This is a genomic window from Paenibacillus urinalis (genome assembly GCF_028747985.1).
Taxonomy (GTDB): Bacteria; Bacillota; Bacilli; order Paenibacillales; family Paenibacillaceae; genus Paenibacillus; species Paenibacillus urinalis.
On record NZ_CP118108.1, the window covers coordinates 2,021,791 to 2,041,373 of the forward strand.

The 19,583-nt window shown below is 45.9% G+C and carries 20 protein-coding genes; 19 read left to right on the top strand and 1 reads right to left on the bottom strand.

The features are described 5' to 3' along the window. Positions 1 to 15 precede the first annotated feature (15 nt). From ffh to PUW25_RS09465, 14 genes are all read left to right on the top strand, one after another. Positions 16 to 1,389 carry a signal recognition particle protein gene (gene ffh, locus PUW25_RS09400; protein ID WP_274336944.1) on the top strand — a complete coding sequence of 458 codons (1,374 nt, stop codon included), beginning with the start codon at positions 16 to 18 and terminating at the stop codon, positions 1,387 to 1,389. 43 nt (positions 1,390 to 1,432) lie between these two features. Then, positions 1,433 to 1,705, top strand: coding sequence for a 30S ribosomal protein S16 (gene rpsP, locus PUW25_RS09405; RefSeq protein ID WP_047909749.1), 273 nt, complete (start codon positions 1,433 to 1,435; stop codon positions 1,703 to 1,705). Positions 1,706 to 1,731: 26 nt separating this feature from the next. After that, entirely contained in the window at positions 1,732 to 1,962 is a 231-nt protein-coding gene (locus PUW25_RS09410) for a KH domain-containing protein (protein ID WP_047909748.1), read from the top strand. A 94-nt stretch (positions 1,963 to 2,056) separates the two neighbouring features. Next, a complete protein-coding gene (gene rimM, locus PUW25_RS09415; protein WP_274336945.1) occupies positions 2,057 to 2,566 on the top strand; it encodes a ribosome maturation factor RimM in 510 nt (169 codons plus the stop codon). Further along, a complete protein-coding gene (gene trmD / locus PUW25_RS09420; RefSeq protein WP_274336946.1) occupies positions 2,566 to 3,366 on the top strand; it encodes a tRNA (guanosine(37)-N1)-methyltransferase TrmD in 801 nt (266 codons plus the stop codon). The genes rimM and trmD overlap by 1 nt, the downstream gene beginning before the upstream one ends. A 257-nt stretch (positions 3,367 to 3,623) precedes the next feature. Continuing rightward, entirely contained in the window at positions 3,624 to 3,965 is a 342-nt protein-coding gene (gene rplS / locus PUW25_RS09425) for a 50S ribosomal protein L19 (protein ID WP_047909745.1), read from the top strand. Positions 3,966 to 4,300: 335 nt separating this feature from the next. Then, positions 4,301 to 4,921, top strand: coding sequence for a signal peptidase I (lepB, locus tag PUW25_RS09430; protein WP_047909744.1), 621 nt, complete (start codon positions 4,301 to 4,303; stop codon positions 4,919 to 4,921). Between the two features lie 116 nt (positions 4,922 to 5,037). After that, entirely contained in the window at positions 5,038 to 5,901 is an 864-nt protein-coding gene (ylqF, locus tag PUW25_RS09435; RefSeq protein ID WP_047909743.1) for a ribosome biogenesis GTPase YlqF, read from the top strand. Between the two features lie 167 nt (positions 5,902 to 6,068). Next, positions 6,069 to 6,746: a ribonuclease HII gene (locus PUW25_RS09440; protein ID WP_274336947.1), complete on the top strand. Its 678-nt coding sequence runs from the start codon at positions 6,069 to 6,071 to the stop codon at positions 6,744 to 6,746. Between the two features lie 367 nt (positions 6,747 to 7,113). Continuing rightward, positions 7,114 to 9,150, top strand: coding sequence for a flagellar hook-length control protein FliK (gene fliK, locus PUW25_RS09445; RefSeq protein WP_274336948.1), 2,037 nt, complete (start codon positions 7,114 to 7,116; stop codon positions 9,148 to 9,150). Then, entirely contained in the window at positions 9,147 to 9,455 is a 309-nt protein-coding gene (locus tag PUW25_RS09450) for an EscU/YscU/HrcU family type III secretion system export apparatus switch protein (RefSeq protein WP_047909741.1), read from the top strand. The genes fliK and PUW25_RS09450 overlap by 4 nt, the downstream gene beginning before the upstream one ends. 6 nt (positions 9,456 to 9,461) lie before the next feature. Next, a complete protein-coding gene (locus tag PUW25_RS09455) occupies positions 9,462 to 9,878 on the top strand; it encodes a YraN family protein (RefSeq protein WP_047909740.1) in 417 nt (138 codons plus the stop codon). 319 nt (positions 9,879 to 10,197) lie between these two features. Beyond that, the gene (locus PUW25_RS09460; protein ID WP_047909739.1) at positions 10,198 to 10,752 is read left to right on the top strand and encodes a nitroreductase family protein; all 555 of its coding nucleotides are present in this window, start codon (positions 10,198 to 10,200) and stop codon (positions 10,750 to 10,752) included. Positions 10,753 to 10,893: 141 nt separating this feature from the next. Further along, positions 10,894 to 11,775, top strand: a complete 882-nt coding sequence (locus PUW25_RS09465) for a hypothetical protein (RefSeq protein ID WP_205053369.1) — start codon at positions 10,894 to 10,896, stop codon at positions 11,773 to 11,775. 226 nt (positions 11,776 to 12,001) lie between these two features. Here the strand turns inward: PUW25_RS09465 and PUW25_RS09470 are convergent, their stop codons facing one another. Continuing rightward, positions 12,002 to 13,582 carry a YifB family Mg chelatase-like AAA ATPase gene (locus PUW25_RS09470; RefSeq protein ID WP_047909736.1) on the bottom strand — a complete coding sequence of 527 codons (1,581 nt, stop codon included), beginning with the start codon at positions 13,580 to 13,582 and terminating at the stop codon, positions 12,002 to 12,004. An 890-nt stretch (positions 13,583 to 14,472) separates the two neighbouring features. Between PUW25_RS09470 and PUW25_RS09475 the strand changes: the two genes are divergently transcribed. The 5 genes from PUW25_RS09475 (at position 14,473) to dprA (ending at position 19,581) form a co-directional block, all read left to right on the top strand. Beyond that, positions 14,473 to 14,871 (top strand): YobA family protein, encoded by a 399-nt coding sequence (locus PUW25_RS09475; RefSeq protein ID WP_047909734.1) that lies wholly within the window; start codon positions 14,473 to 14,475, stop codon positions 14,869 to 14,871. 557 nt (positions 14,872 to 15,428) lie between these two features. Beyond that, a complete protein-coding gene (locus PUW25_RS09480) occupies positions 15,429 to 15,887 on the top strand; it encodes a MarR family winged helix-turn-helix transcriptional regulator (protein WP_047909733.1) in 459 nt (152 codons plus the stop codon). Positions 15,888 to 16,154: 267 nt separating this feature from the next. Next, positions 16,155 to 17,315, top strand: coding sequence for an ADP-forming succinate--CoA ligase subunit beta (gene sucC, locus PUW25_RS09485; RefSeq protein WP_047909732.1), 1,161 nt, complete (start codon positions 16,155 to 16,157; stop codon positions 17,313 to 17,315). A 61-nt stretch (positions 17,316 to 17,376) separates the two neighbouring features. After that, the gene (sucD, locus tag PUW25_RS09490) at positions 17,377 to 18,306 is read left to right on the top strand and encodes a succinate--CoA ligase subunit alpha (RefSeq protein ID WP_047909731.1); all 930 of its coding nucleotides are present in this window, start codon (positions 17,377 to 17,379) and stop codon (positions 18,304 to 18,306) included. 165 nt (positions 18,307 to 18,471) lie between these two features. Beyond that, entirely contained in the window at positions 18,472 to 19,581 is a 1,110-nt protein-coding gene (gene dprA / locus PUW25_RS09495) for a DNA-processing protein DprA (protein ID WP_047909730.1), read from the top strand. The last annotated feature ends 2 nt before the right edge of the window (positions 19,582 to 19,583 follow it).

Below are 19,583 nucleotides of genomic sequence, written 5' to 3' on the forward strand. Positions count from 1 at the left end.
TTAGGAGGTGTGTTTATGCCATTTGAAGGATTAACAGCTCGACTTACCAATGTATTCAGCAAGCTTCGCGGTAAAGGGAAAGTAAGTGAGGAAGACGTTAACGAAGCGATGCGAGAGGTGCGTCTTGCCTTGCTTGAAGCCGATGTTAACTTCAAGGTCGTCAAGCAATTTATTTCGAAAGTCAAAGAGAAGGCCGTCGGTAAAGAAGTGATGGAGAGCTTCACGCCTGGCATGGTCATCATTGACATCGTAAATAAAGAGCTGACCGATCTGATGGGCGGAAGCCAGTCTAAGCTGGCTAAGGCAAACAAACCGCCGACAGTCATTATGATGGTCGGGTTGCAGGGTGCTGGTAAGACGACAACCACGGGTAAGCTTGCGAAGCTGTTACAGAAGCAAAATGCAAAGCCGCTGCTTGTGGCAGGCGACATTTACCGCCCGGCAGCGATCAAGCAGCTGCAGGTGCTTGGAGAGCAGCTCAAGGCACCGGTATTCACTTTAGGTGACAAGACAAGCCCGGTAGAGATTGCGAAGCAAGGCTTACAGCATGCCAAGGACAACGGTCACGATTATGTTATTATCGATACGGCTGGTCGTCTCCATGTGGATGAAGAGCTGATGGAGGAGCTTCGGTTAATTCACAGCAATGTGAATCCGGATGAAGTGCTTCTCGTCGTTGATGCAATGACAGGTCAGGATGCAGTGAACGTAGCAGAGCATTTTAACACGCAGCTATCGCTTACCGGCGTCGTGCTTACGAAGCTGGATGGAGATACGCGCGGTGGTGCTGCCCTCTCCGTCAAAGCAGTGACCGGGTGCCCGATCAAATTTATCACCCTGGGTGAGAAGCTCGATGCACTTGAACCTTTCCATCCAGAACGCATGTCCTCCCGAATTTTGGGTATGGGTGATATGCTGTCCTTGATCGAGAAGGCCCAGTCGAACATTGATACGGCCAAAGCGAAGGAAATGGAACAGAAGATGCGGACCGCATCGTTCACGTTCGAAGATTTCCTCGAGCAAATGGACCAGATCAAGAAGCTTGGACCACTTGATCAGCTCATGGACATGATTCCTGGGATGAGCAATATGAAGCAGACCAAGGATCTTAAAGTCGATGACAAGCAGATGAACCGGATCGAAGCTATCGTATTCTCCATGACTAGAGAAGAGAAGCAGAATCCAGAGATCATCAATCCATCTCGCCGTAAACGGATTGCAGCAGGCAGCGGTACTACCGTTGCGGAAGTTAATCGTCTGATTAAGCAGTTCGATGAAATGCGTAAAGTAATGAAGCAATTCAGCGGTATGATGGGGCCGAAGGGCAACAAGAAAGCAATGAAGCAGCTTAAAGGACTTGGTAAGGGAATGAAATTTCCTTTCCGTTAAGCCGAGCTTATTATATATATTTTATTGAAGGAGGTGAATTTTCGTGGCAGTTCGTATTCGTCTGAAACGTATGGGAGCTCATAAAGCGCCTTTCTATCGTGTGGTTGTATCGGATTCCCGTTCCCCGCGTGATGGCCGTTTTATCGAGGAAATCGGTTACTACAATCCGGTTGAACAACCAGCAGTGGTTAAGATCGATGAAGATAAAGCACTCAAATGGCTTCAAAATGGTGCGCAAGCATCTGATACAGTTCGCAACTTGCTTAGCAAAGCGGGTGTAATGAAGAAATTCCATGAGCTTAAACAACAGAAATAATTAGGTGCTGATAACGGAGGGTATCTATGGAACAATTAGTCGGCGTTATTGCGAAGGCTTTGGTAGATCATCCGGAAGATGTGTCGGTCCGGACACTGGAGAAGGATCGCCTTGTTGTCTATGAATTGACCGTGCATCCTGAGGATGTGGGGAAAGTGATCGGCAAGCAGGGGAGGATCGCGAAAGCACTCCGTACGGTCGTCACATCTGCAGCAGTTAAGATGGATAAACGGGTTACCGTCGATATCATATCTTAAAGATATACGAAAGGGGGTTAGGATGCATGTCCTAGCCCTTTTTCGTACATGCTTATATAACTTAGCCTTGTCTAATTGAAATACAGGAGGACCTATGTCACAATTTTTTAATGTTGGAAAAATCGTAAATACCCACGGAATTCGTGGTGAGCTAAAAGTACTTCCACTGACCGATTTCCCGGAGGAGCGCTTTGCTAAAGGGAGCAAGCTGGTTATCGAAACGGGAGAGGGACAACTGCCTGTAACGGTAGAGTCAGCAAGACTTCACAAAAATATGTATGTCGTGCGTTTAAACGATTTCACAAACATCAATGAAGTAGAAAAATATAAAGGTATGATGCTGAAAGTGTCTTCTGAGTATCAAACTGAGCTGAGCGAAGACGAGTTCTACTTCCATCAAATTGTCGGCTGCGAAGTGGTAACTGATGAAGGCGAGGCACTTGGCACGATCAAAGAGATCCTGACTCCAGGAGCGAATGACGTTTGGGTGGTCAAAGCAAACAAAGGCAAAGAGATTCTGCTTCCTTATATTGACGATGTCATATTGCATGTTGATGTTGTGAATCAAAAGGTAACTGTGCACCTGATGGAAGGATTAGTGTAATGAAGGTTGATGTATTAACCCTGTTTCCGGAAATGTTTTATGGTGTATTTGGTACCAGCATATTAGGGAAAGCCCAAGCCAAAGGAATTGTTTCTTTGAATGCGCTGAATTTTCGTGAATATGCGGGGAACAAGCATGGACAAGTAGACGACATGCCATACGGCGGCGGCGGCGGAATGGTGCTGAAGCCAGAGCCGATTTTTGCAGCAGTAGAAGATTTGCTGAACGAAGCGGATCAGGATGCCCAATCGAGTGCTGCTGCAAAATCAGCTGAAGAGACACAGCCAGAGGCTTCTTCTGCCAAGCAGCCGCGCATCATTCTGATGTGCCCTCAAGGCGAGACCTTTACGCAGAAGAAGGCAGAGGAGCTGTCCAAGGAAGAGCATCTCATCTTTATATGTGGTCACTATGAAGGCTATGATGAGCGAATTCGAGAGCATCTCGTCACGGACGAGATCTCGACCGGAGATTATGTGCTGACAGGTGGAGAGCTGCCTGCAATGGTCGTTATAGACAGTGTGGTAAGACTGCTTCCAGGGGTGCTGGGCAACGAGACAAGTGCAGTTACAGATTCATTCAGCACCGGTTTGCTAGAGTACCCTCACTATACCAGACCTGCGGAGTTTAGAGGCCACAAGGTACCGGATATCCTGCTCTCAGGTCATCACAAAAACATTGATGCTTGGCGCAGAGAGCAGTCCTTGCTTCGGACACTCACCAGACGCCCCGATCTGCTGGAGCAGGTGGAGCTGACGAAGAAGGAGAAAGCATGGCTGGATCAGCATAAACGGGATGAATAGATGAAGAAGCCCGGGGATATGCTAGATTCTTACATTTTGAGTACAACAAGGGTGCTGAATCAGATACCAAATAACATGATTCTCCATGCGCCAGTGGTTTTATGAGAAAAAAAGTTCTTAATGCTTGCATTACTTCGTAATAACATGTTATAATTTTTCTGTTGTGTGGAATACGGTGGTCCGCTGTGGATGATGATGGGTAACAGAAGGTTATCCGGAAGAGACATGAACACCTGTACGGAAGGAGGGAGTCATAGATGAATATCGTCCAAGCGATTACACAAGAACAATTGCGTAAAGATTTGCCGAACTTTCGTCCTGGTGACACTGTAAAAGTGCACGTTAAGGTTATCGAGGGAACTCGCGAACGTATCCAGTTGTTCGAAGGTGTAGTAATCAAACGCCGTGGTGGTGGAATCAGTGAGACTTTTACAGTTCGTAAAATTTCTTACGGTGTAGGTGTGGAAAGAACTTTCCCGCTTCATTCCCCAAAAATCGATAAACTCGAAGTGGCTCGCCGTGGTAAAGTGCGTCGTGCGAAGCTTTATTATCTTCGTGAACTTCGCGGTAAAGCAGCGAGAATTAAAGAAATTCGTTAATATAACGAATAACGGAAAGGGCTTGGAAACAAGCCCTTTTCGCTTTTTTTATGTAAAAATGATTGTTCGTTCAAGATGGTTTACGTTCTTATATTCAGGAATAACATAGCTCATGTGAATATGAACAATATAGAATATAATCTATTGATGTGATATAGAGGAGCGCTCGCCCTCCGATCGGAGAGATGAAGTTGTATCCTGCTAAGATTTCTCTTACAATATTTTCAGAGGAAACGATCTTGACAACAGATGGTATGTCTCTAACCAGATTTCATACATAGAATATGTCTAGATGCATCGTTTCGATGACATGGATGAGGAAGTGAGGACAAGCGATGGAGCAGGATGTACAGAATGAACGATTGAATACACCGGAGAATGGGAATTCTAAGTCAAAGAAAGTAAAGAACGAGATTTGGGAATGGATCAAAGCCATTGCAATTGCATTAGTGCTTGTGTTTATTATCCGATTCTTCTTGTTCAAGCCTTTTATTGTTGACGGACCATCGATGCAGCCGAATTTTCATACAGGGGAAAGAGTCATTGTGAACCAGATTCTGTATGATATCAGGCAGCCTGAACGCGGAGAGGTCGTTGTCTTCCATGTCCCTTCTGAGAACCGGGATTTCATTAAGCGGGTCATTGCTGTAGAAGGGGACACCGTTGAAGTCACTGGAGATACCTTGCGAGTAAACGGCGAAGTTGTAGAGGAGCCTTATCTGCAAGAAGCGATTGCAGAGGCACAGGCGAATGGCGGACAGTATAACACTTATAACTTCCCGAATGAGTATTTCCCAGACGGCACAGTGCCGGAAGGTCATATTTTTGCCCTTGGTGATAACCGTGGGAACAGTACAGACAGCCGCATGATTGGATATGTGCCGCTTGAGGATATTGTAGGACGTGCCGACGTTATTTTCTGGCCGCTGAAGGATATCGAATGGATTAATCACTGATTTTGAAATTTTGAGGACAAACTATACCGGTTTGATCTGTAGATACTCATGATAGAAGCACCTCAGGGTATTATATAAATGGATCCAACTGTTTGTGAAAAAGAAGGTGAATTGCGATGACCATACAATGGTTTCCAGGACATATGACGAGAGCCCGTCGACAAATTCAGGAGAAGCTGAAATTGATTGATGTCGTCATTGAACTGGTGGATGCACGGCTTCCATTATCCAGCCGTAACCCGATGATTGATGAAATATTGCAGGACAAGCCAAGAATGATTCTGCTGAACAAGTCAGATTTGGCTGATCCGAAGGTAACGGAAGAATGGATTAAATATTTTAAAGAAGAGGGGCATACTGCACTTGCAGTCGATGCCAATACAGGTACCGGGGTTAAGGATATCCCCTCAACTGCTAAGATCTTGTTGAAGGAAAAGATCGATCGGCAAATTGCCAAAGGCATGAATCCGAGAGCGATTCGCGCACTGATCGTTGGCATTCCGAATGTCGGCAAATCGACATTGATCAACCGTTTGGCTGGCAGAAATATCGCGGCTACCGGTGATCGACCAGGCGTAACCAAAGGTCAGCAATGGATCAGAGTAGGTAAGGAAATTGAACTCCTGGATACCCCAGGTATTCTGTGGCCTAAGTTCGAAGATCAGAATGTGGGCTATCGTCTGGCCGTGACCGGTGCGATCAAGGAAGAGATACTGAACGTGGAGGACATCGCCTTCTTCGCGATCAAGTATCTTGCTCAGTATTACTGGCCGGCAATGCAGGAGCGTTACGGCTTGTCTGAAGCTCCAAAGGATTCGGAAGATCCAGATCAAATCGTTGCCGTTATGGAAGAGATCGGGCGCAAGCGCGGCGCTGTCATGAGCGGGGGACGAATTGATCTGGAGAAGGCATCCTCCTTGATGCTTAGAGAGCTGAGAGGCGGCAAGCTTGGTCGATTCAGTCTGGAATCTCCTTTTTAAATGAAGGTATGTTATAACTCATCAAGATAAGAATATCGCAAGCAATCCAATCCCCTGCAGCGTACTGCAGGGGATTGCTGTGTTATCCAGCTTCTATATGTTTCTACCCTATTGATACATATGTTATGATATTGGTTATGGGATGTGCCGTTAGGGGGAAAAAACAAATGAAAGAATTGGATCTGAACATACAGGAGACGGATACGTTCGAAGAGCCTGAGATGGATATGCTTAAATATGAAAGAGAAGCATGGGACAGCGGAGCTGAATATATTACAGGCATTGATGAAGTAGGAAGAGGCTGCTTGTTCGGTGATGTCGTTGCCGCAGCCGTCATTTTGCCAAAAGGGTTAGTGCTCGAAGGGGTCAATGATTCCAAGAAGCTAAGCGACAAGAAGCGTGAATTGTTATTTGACATCATTATGAAGGAAGCTGTCGCAGTAGGTATCGGGATCGTCGATGTGGAGACTATTGACCGGATTAACATTAGGCAGGCTTCTCGGCTTGCGATGAAACAGGCGGTTCATGCACTTACTCCATCTCCGGATCATCTGCTCGTGGACGCAGAAACCGTAGATATACCTCTGCCGCAACTATCAATTATTAAAGGGGACGCGAACAGCCAATCGATTGGTGCAGCATCTATCATTGCCAAGGTAACAAGAGACCGGATGTGTAAAGGCGAGTGGGATGCTCTGTATCCTGAGTACGGTATTGCTATACATAAAGGATATGCAACAAAGCTGCACAGAGAGCAGTTGCTCGCACTGGGGCCTACACCGCTGCATCGCAGAAGCTTTCTCGGAAAAATATTAGGAGAGCAGGAGCAGCCTACTTTGTTCTAACAGACAGGGTCCAGTGCAGCAAGAGGCAGCAGACGTACAGAGTCTGAGTAATGTTTATATCTAATCGTAGTGGCTTACTCTAGCAGATAAACTTGATAGGATGCTAGATCGCAGAAAATCGTTGTTGATGTACCTGTCTTGATTTATGTTATTCGTTCAATATGAGGGATGAATATGCATTGTAAATTAAGTTATTTTCGTGCAGTACTGTGTTTAATAGCAGTGCTGCTTTTTTAATAGCAACGACTTCTTCAGTGTCCCACCCGTTATACCGATAAAATGAATAGATTATAAGGTGAATCAATTTCATTAAATATGTGTTGATATAGATAGCATCTCATTGTTTGTGGAAAGGAGTGGATGGTATTTGAATATAGGTCAAGCAATCAGGGGCATGCTTGGGGATCCCAAGCCTCAAAGCGGTGCTAAGACGCTCGAGCTGAAGGAAGGCATGGTGGTGCGTGCTGAGGTCATACAGGTATCACCGGATCAGAAGGAAGCTGTGCTTCAGATCAAAGGGGTGCAGGTGAGGGCGGCATTAGATACTCCACTTGTAGCTGGGCAGAATGCGCTGCTTCAGGTGGGTGGACAGAATAAGGACGGAATGATGGTGATGAAGCCTTTTCAAGGTACACTTGGATCTGTATCGACTACAACACTTGCAGATCTGCTGACAAATCTTCAGCTGCTGGATACGAAGGAAAACAGAACACTCCTGAGTGCAATGCAGCAGAGTGGAATTCCGCTGACGAAGGATAATGTGAAGCTTGTTCAATCCCTTATGAATATGAAGCCGGCTGCAGCAGGGGATATCGAGTGGATCACCTCGGCAAGTCTTGCCATACAGAGGGGACTGCCCGTGTCAGGCTCTACCCTCTCGGGACTATATTATGCGATGTTTGGGCCCGCATTTGATGAGATGCTCGGTCAGCTGGATACAAGACTAACTGAAGCAGCTAAAAGCGATGGATTGAGTGGTAAGGTACCAGGGAGCATTTCAGATACGGCTGCAGAAATGGAGGGCTCACAAGAGCTTAGACAAGCCCGGACACATGCTGGAAGCGAGGGGAGCAGGCTAACCAGTACCGGAATGGCCCAGCAGGCAGCAGATGTTCACAAAGCAGCGGGTACTGCCGGATTAACAGGTACAAATGATGGAGCTGATGGACCGGAGCTCATGGAGACTATGAAGACAGGGGCTGCAGATTCCAGGGCTACTCAAGGAAACGGAGTAGATGGAAAGACAACGGCAGCACCCGGTCCTGCAGCCGCTGGGTCCAATACGATTCGCACTGCGGGTTCAGGGGTTACGGGTTCTACTGTAGCCGGGATGCCGCAGGCAGAATTGGGTGGTAGTGATCCGGCAGCCCAGGATCACCGGGTACGTACGGGCAGCCAGGTGCAGGTGGCTGCAGCGGACCGGGGTGCGGCAGGCGGGGGAACGAGCCTGCCTGTGGGGGAGGCTGAAGAGCCGAGGACGGCGACTTCAGCCAATCGCAGTTTGGGGGACAGTGGCGAAGCTCCTGTCCAGGCGAGAGGCGCAGCAGCAGGCGGGGGCGAGCTTGTGCTGCGTGCCGCAGCACTGCTTGCCCAGCTACGAGCAGCGCCGCAGGGGCCGGCCGGAGCAGAGCCGGCCGGCAGCGGTGTGACTGCGGCAGCGCAGGGCGAGCCGCAGCAGGACGGTGCTGATGCAGCGCCAGCACCGGCAGTGCACACGCCTGCCACCACGAGGGATGACTCGTGGGTGGCGCGTGTGCTGAAGCTGCTCGGTGCGGAGCACGAGCAGCAGGTGGTGCGCGGGATGCTGGCACCCGCGCAGGCAGAGGTGTCCGCGGCAGAGCAGGCGGACACGCTCAAGAGCGTGCTGATGCAGATGGAAGCAAGTCCAGAGCTTCCTGCCGGTCTCAAAGAGACCGCAGGTCAGCTCGTGCACTTGCTCACAGGGCATCAGCTGCTCATGAACACCGACCGGACCGCTCCTTTTGCCCAGATGAACTGGTTCATCCCTCTGAGCGGAGCGGACGGTCAGACGACGGCAAATGTCCAGATCCAGTCCCGCCGCGGACCGCGCGGCGAAATGGATGCCTCCCATTGCCGGATCTGGTTTGACCTGAACATGAAGCAGCTCGGTCCCACGCTGATCGACATGCAGGTATCAGGCAAGGTGATCAGTCTGCATATTCGTACAGATAATGAGATGGCTGCACAAATTTTTGAGCTGGGTCGTGAACAAGTGGACAGTGCGCTGCGGAATACCGGCTATCAGTTATCCGTATATAAGTCGGAAGTGGTAGAGAACCGTCCTGAGCAAACAGAGCAGGTACAAGGTTCCTCATCCTCAGCTGTAAGTAAGATGGCTTCGTATGTCCCGGAATCATATAAAGGAGTGGATATGCGAGTATGAAGCAGGAAGAAGAAAGTGTTGTACGCAAGAAGGCAGTTGCGCTCAAATACGTACCGGGCGAAGCAGAAGCCCCCGTTGTAGTCGCCAAAGGGGACGGAAGGCTGGCCGAATCCATTCTGGAGAAGGCACTGGAGAATGGCGTCCCAATTCAAGAAGACCCCGCGCTTGTTGAGGTGCTGTCCAAGCTGGATCTGGATCAACAAATTCCTCCTGAATTGTATCAGCTTGTAGCCGAGGTGCTTACCTTTGTATATCAGGCCGAGCAGAAGGCGATTGTATCCGCCGGCCAGAGAAAAGAGGTGTAGGCATCCATGAAGGACGATAATAATTCCAAACCGGCTGCACCGAGGAAGAGAAAAGATTCTCGCAAAGAGAAAGGTGGAGCCGGGGAACAGGCGGCAGTTCAGTATCTTAAGCAGCAGGGATACAACATTATGAATACGAACTGGAGATGTAAGAGCGGTGAGCTCGATATTATAGCTCAGAAGGGCGAAACCACCATTTTTGCAGAAGTTAGAAGCAGGACTAGCCTGGATCGCTTCGGAACTCATCTGGAATCGGTCAATCCACGAAAAATAGCTCAGGTACGCCGTACCGCAGCTGTATATATTCAAGAACGCAAATTATACAATAGTCTAATTCGCTTTGATGTCATAGGCGTTCTGCTGAATCCAGCAGACTGGACAGAGGAACCGTTACATATCGATCACATTATGAATGCATTCTAATCCAATCGTTGGAGCTAACAACTTATTCAGAAATTCTTAAGTGCAGCTCGAACGGTTGGATGATGTTTGTTACAATCATTTAACATGATGACAAGTGCTTTAAGGGATGCCGCACGAATGTTGGGATATGACCGATCATATTCTGTTTTATTAGAGCAAGAGCAGGCTTGTTGTAGAACTCCTAGGGTAGCTCATTAGGGTAATCATTTGACTTTAGATGAAGAACCGAGGTATGCTAACACCAGTATCTAAATGATAAAGATTATCATTATCTGTGAGAAGAAAACAACTTCATACCTGTTAAGGAGGATTATATAACATGAATGAATCACAAATAGCTTCATCTGTCCATGTGAAGGATGTCATTCGCGAACGACGGACGATCAAGAAATTTAAGCAGGAGGCAGTGCCGGTTGAGAAAATTACCGAGCTGCTGGATACAGCGGTGTGGGCACCGAATCATAAGCTTCGTGAGCCTTGGAGATTTCTATTATTTACGGGCGAAGGTCGCCAGAAGTTGGCTGAGGCGGTATCGAATGAAATGGGCGAGGATAATAAATTTGTCAATGCCGTGCTTACGAATCCAACAACGCTGCTGGTCGTCATGAAGGAAGATCCACGCCAAGCAATTTGGGATGAGGATTTTGCCGCAACCAGCGCACTTATACAAAATTTCATGCTCGCAGCATGGGGTGAAGAGATCGGGACCTTCTGGGTAACCAAGCCGTTTCTGTACGGACCTAAATTCAGAGAAACTCTGAATATTGTTCCCGGCGAAAAAATTCTTGGCATGATCTATGTGGGGTACCCCGATGTGGTGCCGAAGCCGCAAGAACGCACGGCTGCAGCAGACAAATTAACGGTTTTTGAGTAAGCTATAGTAAGATAAAGCCATGATAAGACGAAGCTCTTCTGATCGGATCAGAAAGAGCTTTTTTGGTTTTTGTAAATTCGTCTTATGAAATTTATAATGGATGGTACTAGTCCATTCATTTCATGATAGGGTGATTTATCTATGAGCTTGGCTTCGTTATTGAATACCAATTCTACTTTGCAAAAAGCGATTCGAGAAGTGACACCTCTGGCAGGTGAATTTTATTCCAACACAGCGGCAGCCCCATTCAAAAATAAAAACATATTGGCTGAAGCCCAGTTCACTAGTTACGTCTCGGGCCTTATTCGAAATTCATTTCAATATCTGGCCTGCGCCATGATTGCGAGAGAGAATGGAGATTCTCCTGATGCAGCGTTTAATCCCTATATTGTAAAAGGACATGAAGTCATAAATGAATTTTTCGAGGATGTTCCTGAGATAGTCGTGCTGAATGAGCTGTATGCCGATTTTAAATCAAAATGGACGAGCTTCATTCACGGGGAACAGATGGATCCAGCTGAGCTGATCGCAGGAGCATTTATGTGCAGCAAGCTAGATACGATATATCGAGTAGGCGTCAGGTCTACCTATACCAGTACAGAACAATTCGTCAAACAATTTACAAGTCTCCCTACGTCAGATGTGATGGAGGATTTGCTTCGTTTAATTGAGATTTTTAAGAAGCATTTCACCACGATACAAGGCCAGACAGTATACTATCCGGCCTTTGATCACAGACGCCGTCTGGTAGGCGGTGCTCAAGCTGATGTCATTGTCGACGGTACCTTATATGAGATGAAGACGAGTAAAAAGGCCGGCTATGCCTGGAAGGAAGCTGCAGAGCTGCTTGGATATTATCTTTTAAACAAGATTGAAGGAGAGCCGTATCCCATTCGGAGGCTGGCCTTCTATAAAGCGCGATTCGGAAGTATGGAATACGTCGATGTCGATTGGCTTGAGAATAATTATGATCTAGACCATGCAGCAAGAATGTTATCTAAGGCGAGAAGATATGGTTACTGATTGATTATGGTTGAACGTAGGTTGTTCGTATCATGATGTATCTAGCATTCAGTTCGTCAGTTCGAAATCAATATGCCAATTATGTAACTCAGAGACTTTCTATTGAATCTTCACTCCAATTCCGTTCAGGTAACAATTGAACACGAACTTATCCTCACTCCTGCTTCTATTATAAAATTGAAGTTTTCAGTCCCATTTCAAAGGCAAGACTAATCACTTAAGAGTCTTAATCATACTCGGGCATCGCCACAGATTTTAAATCCAGGTTACGATATTGTATCGCTTCAGCAACATGTTCGATCTGAATTAAATCCTGTCCTTCCAAATCAGCGATAGTTCTTGCCATCTTCAGGATCCGATCATAGGATCTCATACTGAGTCCGAGGGCATCAATTGTTTGAACCAGCATTTCAGATGCATCTGGCTCCAGGTTAACATAACGCCTCAGGAGCCTCCCGGACAGTTCACTGTTCCAGGAAATAGGGTGATGCCTGTAGCGTGAAGCTTGAATTTTATGAGCGGAGAGAACCATTTGAAGCATCGTTTCCGAAGAGGAAGTCAGCGTAGCCTCTAATCCTTCCTTAGGCCTCGGAACCTCAACCTGTAGATCAATACGGTCAATTAAGGGACCGGATATTTTCGCACGGTAACTAGCAACCTTGGCAGGACTGCAGGTACAGCGCTGCAGCTGAGGATCACCTCCAGCAAATCCACATGGACACGGATTCATCGATGCAGAGAGCATAAAATGAGCAGGGAAGGTAAAGGCGGCTCGTGCACGACTAACCGTAACCTGGCGATCCTCCAAAGGTTGTCTCAGCACCTCCAGGACTTGTCTGCTGAATTCCGGCAGCTCGTCAAGAAATAAGATTCCTCTATGAGCAAGGCTAACTTCTCCGGGCTTCGGAACAGTTCCACCCCCAATCAGTCCACCGGCAGAGATCGTATGATGAGGGGAACGGAAGGGCCGTCTCGTTGCAAGCCCGCTAACTCCTTCTTTAAGCTTTCCTGAAGCACTTAATATTTTGGTGACTTCCAGTGCCTCCGATTCAGACAGCGGGGGGAGAATGGTCGGAAGTCGTTTGATCAGCATCGTTTTCCCCGTACCAGGTGGTCCTACGAGCAGAATGTTATGCATACCGGCTGCGGCAATGGTTAGCGCCCGCTTGACATGCTGCTGCCCGAGAACATCCAGATAATCTTCAGGAAGAAGGGGATTGACTTGATGAGCAGTCACGATAGCCGGACGATGACTAATCAGATGGTTGTAGTTTTCTATCACAACTCTTCCGTCTGGTGAAGTGGGTTTGTCCGGAATGATCTCTTTCAAATGAGAGAGGCCAAATACTTCAATTCCACCAATAATCGCCCCTTCCGTAGCGTTCTCATGAGGCAGAATGACGGAATCAAAACCCTGCCTGCGGGCTAGATCCACCATACTAAGTACACCAGGTACCGGCCTCAGACTCCCGTCCAGCGCAAGCTCGCCGAGGAAGAGCGTTTTTTTGTCAGGAGGAAGGAGCAGCTGCTCACTAGTCGACAGAATGGCGAGGGCAATGGCCAAGTCGAAAGAGGACCCCTCCTTCTTCAGATCAGCTGGCGCCAGATTGATCGTGACCCGCTGCATTGGATACTGAAAGCCACAGTTCTTAATCGCTGCGCGAACACGCTCCACCGCTTCTCGGATAGCCGAATCCGGAAGACCGATGATCGATGTCTGAGGCAGTCCGTTCGACAGATCGGTTTCCACCTCAATTAATACTCCATCTATGCCGTATAAGCACGCACCGTATAATTTTCCGTACACCAAAAAGCACCCCTTTTACGTATTCGTCTCAGAACAAATCATGGACGTAATGAACGTGAAAAAAGGTGCTTCCTTATTTTCATAGTATATATGGATTTGCATCAATCGATCCATAAGATGAAAGATTACAGAGCTTTAATTTAATTGGCCTCTAAATATTTGAATCTGTAATTTAAAAGAATTGTATATAAGAGTGCTTAACAATGTCAAGCTTGCCATGTTATATAAATACAAATGATTAGAATTGACTACAAATTTACATGAAAGTAAAATTTCGTAGTATAATTGTGAAAAAATACAAGAGTAGGATTGTTAAACTGACGGAGCAGATCATCATTGAGCTGGAGAGGTTAACTTAAATGTCATTAATCAACCAGAAATTAGATGAATTGAAACAGATTTTCTCTGATCATTACACCAATTTCTTTTTTCTTTTATTTACTACTTATTTTGCACTAGCTGAGACCAATGCAATAAAAGAATTTCTGGAACTTATTTTTAATGGTCGTACATTTATTACTCAGTTCTTGGTATATTTGGTATATCTATTTTGCATAAGATTTGATGATACCCTTGGCAAATATTTAAAACATTTTGTTGAACGGACGGGAATACAGTTATACTTATTACATGGGATTTTATTCATATACATGGCATATGAACTTATAATAAGAATTTTTAAAATTGATATTTTGTCACATTCCCTATTCTTATAATAATTTGAATTAGCTTATTTAGCTGCTTGACAAGTTGCCATTTTTGGTGACTTTTATTTATTTCTGGCATGCATCCCGTTCTGATGATTTGATCGCAGAACATTCTGACCAGATTGTCTGGAACACTTTAAGTTCGTCAGATTAGATAGACAAAGAAGGCGGGAGGATTGAAACTTGAAGAAGCTAACTGTTATTTTAATACTATTAGCTCAAATATTAAGCGGGTGTTCGCTTAATGAGGGACCGAGCAATGCAGGAAATGATGCTGGGTCAACCAAAGAGCAGGCCGGTAATCATCCCAATGAAAACTTTATCACAGGATACATCATTGACAAAGAAAAAGAGCGTCTGCTTGTTGTTGAGGGTTTAGATGAATTAGAATTTGATATAAATCAGCAGTCCGTTGAAGAAATTTTAAAAATTGCTGACCCCAATGCGATTTGGATTACCATTGACGATGATAGAGTGAATGACTTTAGTATCGGTGAAAAAGTGAGAGTTATAATAGATGGAGGAGTAAACACTTCTTTTCCCGCACAAGCAGCTGCTAAGCAAATAGAGTTAGTTGAATAAAGTAAGCATACACAAAGAGTCCAGATCAATGATCTGAATATATTTGTAATTTTGCCTCTCTGCAAATACGGCGTATCTATCCATACAAAAAAAGAAAGCACCTATTCTACGCTGCTCTCGTAGTTCTTGAGAGTATGGGCGCGAAGAGGTGCTTCCTCATTTTCAAGTCATTCTGGATGTCCAAGAAACTACATCTATATAATCTATATAAAAATTCTCAGCAGCATACAACAATTTATAGGGTAATGGAAACATCACTACAAATGTACCAAGCTTGATATTACTAATGAATAACCTGTAGTCTGCAAGAGAATTGTATATACGGATGAATAACGAGTCATAAGAACACAGTGACGATAATGTATGAATGCCGTAAATATATATTGTGTACAATTAAATTTATCATTATAAAATAAATTTGTAAATAATTTTTATAAATTAAATGTAGATTTTTATGATTGCTGTGCTAAAATAAGAAGAAAATGTGAATGATCCTGCTAAAGTAGCATTGAAGACAACTTGTTTAGAACATAATCTGATTGGCGGGTGGAGGTACTATGTCGATTCATGAAGAATTGAAGCTGGAGAACCAGCTTTGCTTTGCTATATATGCATGCTCTAGAGAGATTACGAAGCTGTATCAGCCCTTTCTCGACAAGCTTGGCGTGACTTACTCGCAGTATCTGGTGCTCATGGTGCTATGGGAGCATAAGGAATGCACGGTTAAGGATATCGGAGAGAAGCTGTACCTGGACTCAGGCACGCTGACTCCGCTGCTGAAGCGAATGCAGTCTGCGGGTCTTATCAATAGGGAGCGTTCTGCTAACGACGAGCGAAAGGTTATGATTACGTTGACAGAGGAAGGTGCGAAGCTTCATGATGAAGCGCTCCATATTCCACTGGCGATGCGCTCAGGAACGAGCGATGATGATGAGCAGTTTACCGTAATGCTTAATCAATTTAAAGGTCTGTTGGCCAAAGTTCACGATGCAAACGTGGAGAGCAAACAGCAGTAGCTGAATATGAATAAGCAGGCGAACTGAATATAGTGGTTTTGAATAATAGCCTTCTGGTTAAAAGAATCTTTTAATCACGAAGGTTTTTTGTTTACAATTATTGCCAAGTATTCGATATTTGGAATGATACCGATATCAAAATACACTCGTTCGGAGATGAATTTTTAAGGTAAGCGTTTTAAAAACATGTTACAATGATGTGGGTTTATAAGGAAACATGTCATTTAACCCGCCTTGTTGCAGTCATGTTGATAGGAGGATTCGAGAATGAATATCCATGAATATCAAGGAAAAGAAGTGCTGAAACAGTACGGAGTTACCGTTCCGAACGGGAAAGTAGCTTACACGGTAGAGGAAGCGGTAGAGGCCGCAGAGTCGCTGGGAAGCCAGGTGACTGTAGTAAAAGCGCAAATCCACGCAGGTGGACGCGGTAAAGCAGGCGGCGTAAAAGTAGCCAAAAATTCAGATGAAGTACGCGCATATGCTTCCGAAATTCTCGGTAAAGTGCTGGTCACTCATCAAACGGGTCCTGAAGGTAAAGAAGTAAAACGTCTTCTTATCGAAGAAGGATGCGATATTCGCAAGGAGTATTACGTAGGTGTTGTCGTAGACCGCGGAACCGGACGAGTTGTCATGATGGCTTCTGAAGAAGGCGGTACCGAGATCGAAGAGGTAGCGGCAGCAACACCAGAGAAGATTTTCAAAGAAGTTATTGATCCTGCGGTTGGCTTCCAGGTATTCCAGGCGCGGAGACTAGCTTATGCAATTAACATTCCAGGTGAATTGGTCAATAAAGCGGTGAAGTTCATGCTCGCGCTGTATGAAGCATTCGTTGATAAAGACTGCTCTATTGCCGAGATCAATCCGCTCGTTGTTACAGGTGATGGCAACGTGATGGCGCTGGATGCGAAGCTCAATTTTGATTCCAATGCTTTATATCGTCACAAGGACATTCAAGCTTTGCGTGATCTAGACGAAGAAGATGAGAAAGAGATCGAAGCATCGAAGTTCGACCTGAGCTACATAGCGCTTGATGGTAACATCGGCTGTATGGTTAACGGTGCAGGTCTTGCGATGGCAACGATGGATATCATCAAGTATTACGGCGGCGACCCGGCCAACTTCCTTGACGTTGGGGGCGGTGCTACAACCGAGAAAGTAACTGAAGCATTCAAGATCATTCTGTCTGATGCTAAGGTTGAAGGCATCTTCGTTAACATCTTTGGCGGTATCATGCGCTGTGATGTTATTGCGGATGGCGTTGTTGAAGCAGCTAAGCAGCTTGGCCTCACTAAACCTCTTGTCGTTAGACTTGAAGGAACCAACGTCGAGCTCGGCAAAAAAATATTATCCGAATCCGGTCTTAACATCGTAGCGGCGGATTCGATGGCAGACGGTGCACAAAAAATCGTTGCCCTCGTTAAATAATTCATTCCTTTTCGGGGCTGCCCGAATATTTGAAAAATAACCGTAGGGGATGTGAACGATCGTGAGTATTTTGGTAAATAAAGATACAAAAGTGATTACACAAGGAATCACAGGTGCCACGGCCAAATTCCATGCTAAGGGTGCGCTGGATTACGGCACTCAGATGGTAGGCGGCGTAACTCCTGGTAAGGGTGGTACGAACGTTGACATTACACTGGAGAACGGCAATGTCGTTAGCCTGCCTGTTTATAATACCGTGGTAGAAGCTAAGGAAGCGACCGGAGCTACAGCAAGTGTTATTTATGTTCCCCCGGCTTTTGCAGCAGATTCCATCATGGAAGCTGTTGATGCGGAATTAGATCTCGTTATTTGTATTACAGAGGGTATTCCGGTACTTGATATGGTTAAGGTCTCCCGTTATATGGAGGGCAAGAAGACCGTCCTGATCGGGCCTAACTGTCCAGGTGTCATTACACCGGGAGAGTGCAAGATTGGTATCATGCCAGGATACATCCATATGCCGGGTCATGTTGGCGTTGTATCTCGTAGTGGTACGTTAACCTATGAGGCGGTTCATCAGCTGACTACACGCGGTATCGGACAATCCTCCGCGGTTGGTATCGGTGGAGACCCTGTCAAGGGCTCTGAATTTATTGACATTCTCTCTCGTTTCAATGAGGATCCAGATACACATGCCGTTATCATGATTGGTGAGATTGGCGGTACGGCTGAGGAAGAAGCGGCAGAGTGGATTCGCGATAATATGACAAAACCTGTAGTGGGCTTCATCGGCGGTGTGACTGCACCTCCAGGTAAACGGATGGGACATGCAGGAGCGATTATTTCGGGTGGCAAAGGAACAGCGAAGGAAAAAATCGAGACTCTCGAAGCCTGCGGAATCCGCGTCGCTCCTACACCTTCGGAGATGGGCTCTACGCTGGTTAGTGTATTGGAAGAGCGCGGTATTCTCAATCTCTGCACGACTCACTAATTGTTAAAATAATTTTCCTTCTATTATAATAGCTGTAATAGTGGAAGGTGCATATTGCAGAATCAAGGTAAGCAACCTTTTTGTCGAATGACGACAGAAGGGTTGCTTTTTGTCTTTTTATAACAAAATTACTCATTCGTTTAATGAATCGGGAGGTTTAGTCTATTGGAATCTAGATATTTATTACTTGGGCTGCATGAAATCGATGGGATTGGAAGAAAGACGATAAATAAGCTGCTCTCAAGTGGAAATTTACATAAGGACATGCTAAAATACGAAACTCAGGACTGGATTCAGACTGGAATGACGAAAGACCAGGCCCTCAAAATAACCGAGCGCTTCTCTGAAGTATGGATTGAGGAGAGAATTCATGCCTTATCGAAGGGACGTACCCAATTTGTAACTTATCTGGATGAGGATTATCCTGTTTTCATGAAGGAAACGCCAGACCCTCCTCTGGTGCTATATCTAAAAGGTAATGTGAGCTTACTGCATCATCCTTCGATTGCCATGGTAGGAACCCGGGTGCCTTCAGGCTATGGCAAAAAGGTAGGGGAGATTCTAGCTTCAGAGCTCTCCAATGCAGGTTACACGATTGTTAGTGGTCTTGCCCGAGGAATAGACAGTATCTGCCATGAAGCAGCCCTGAAGGCAGGAGGAACGACCATTGCTGTATTAGGGGGAGGCTTCTCCCATATCTATCCGACAGAGAATCATACACTCGCGAATCAAATAGAGAATCAAGGCTTGCTTGTCAGCGAGTATCCGCTCCATATGCAGCCTCGTCCCGGGCTCTTTCCACAACGAAATCGAATTATTGCCGGACTTACCTATGGAACGCTGGTTGTAGAAGCGGATATTCGGAGCGGTTCCTTAATTACGGCAGATGCTGCACTTGAGGCGGGAAGAGATGTGTTTGCTGTGCCGGGTATGATTACTTCACCCAAGAGCCAGGGAACACTGAATCTGATCAAACAAGGCGCCAAGCTGGTTACTTGCGCAGAGGATATTAATGAAGAATACGCACATCTAATTAAGCCGAGAACCGAGGAGAGGATCGCTGCTACGGGAAGCGAATCAGCTATGAAGATGATGCCAGGCTTGAGTTCCGAGGAACAAATGATATATGATTTGCTGGAGGCAGGTCCACTGACTTTGGATGAACTGGTGGGCAAACTCCCATTCGATTTTGGACATTTGCATTCAGTTCTGTTATCTTTAATCATAAAAAAGCAAATCATGCAATTACCTGGTGCTATATATAAGTTAATATAGAT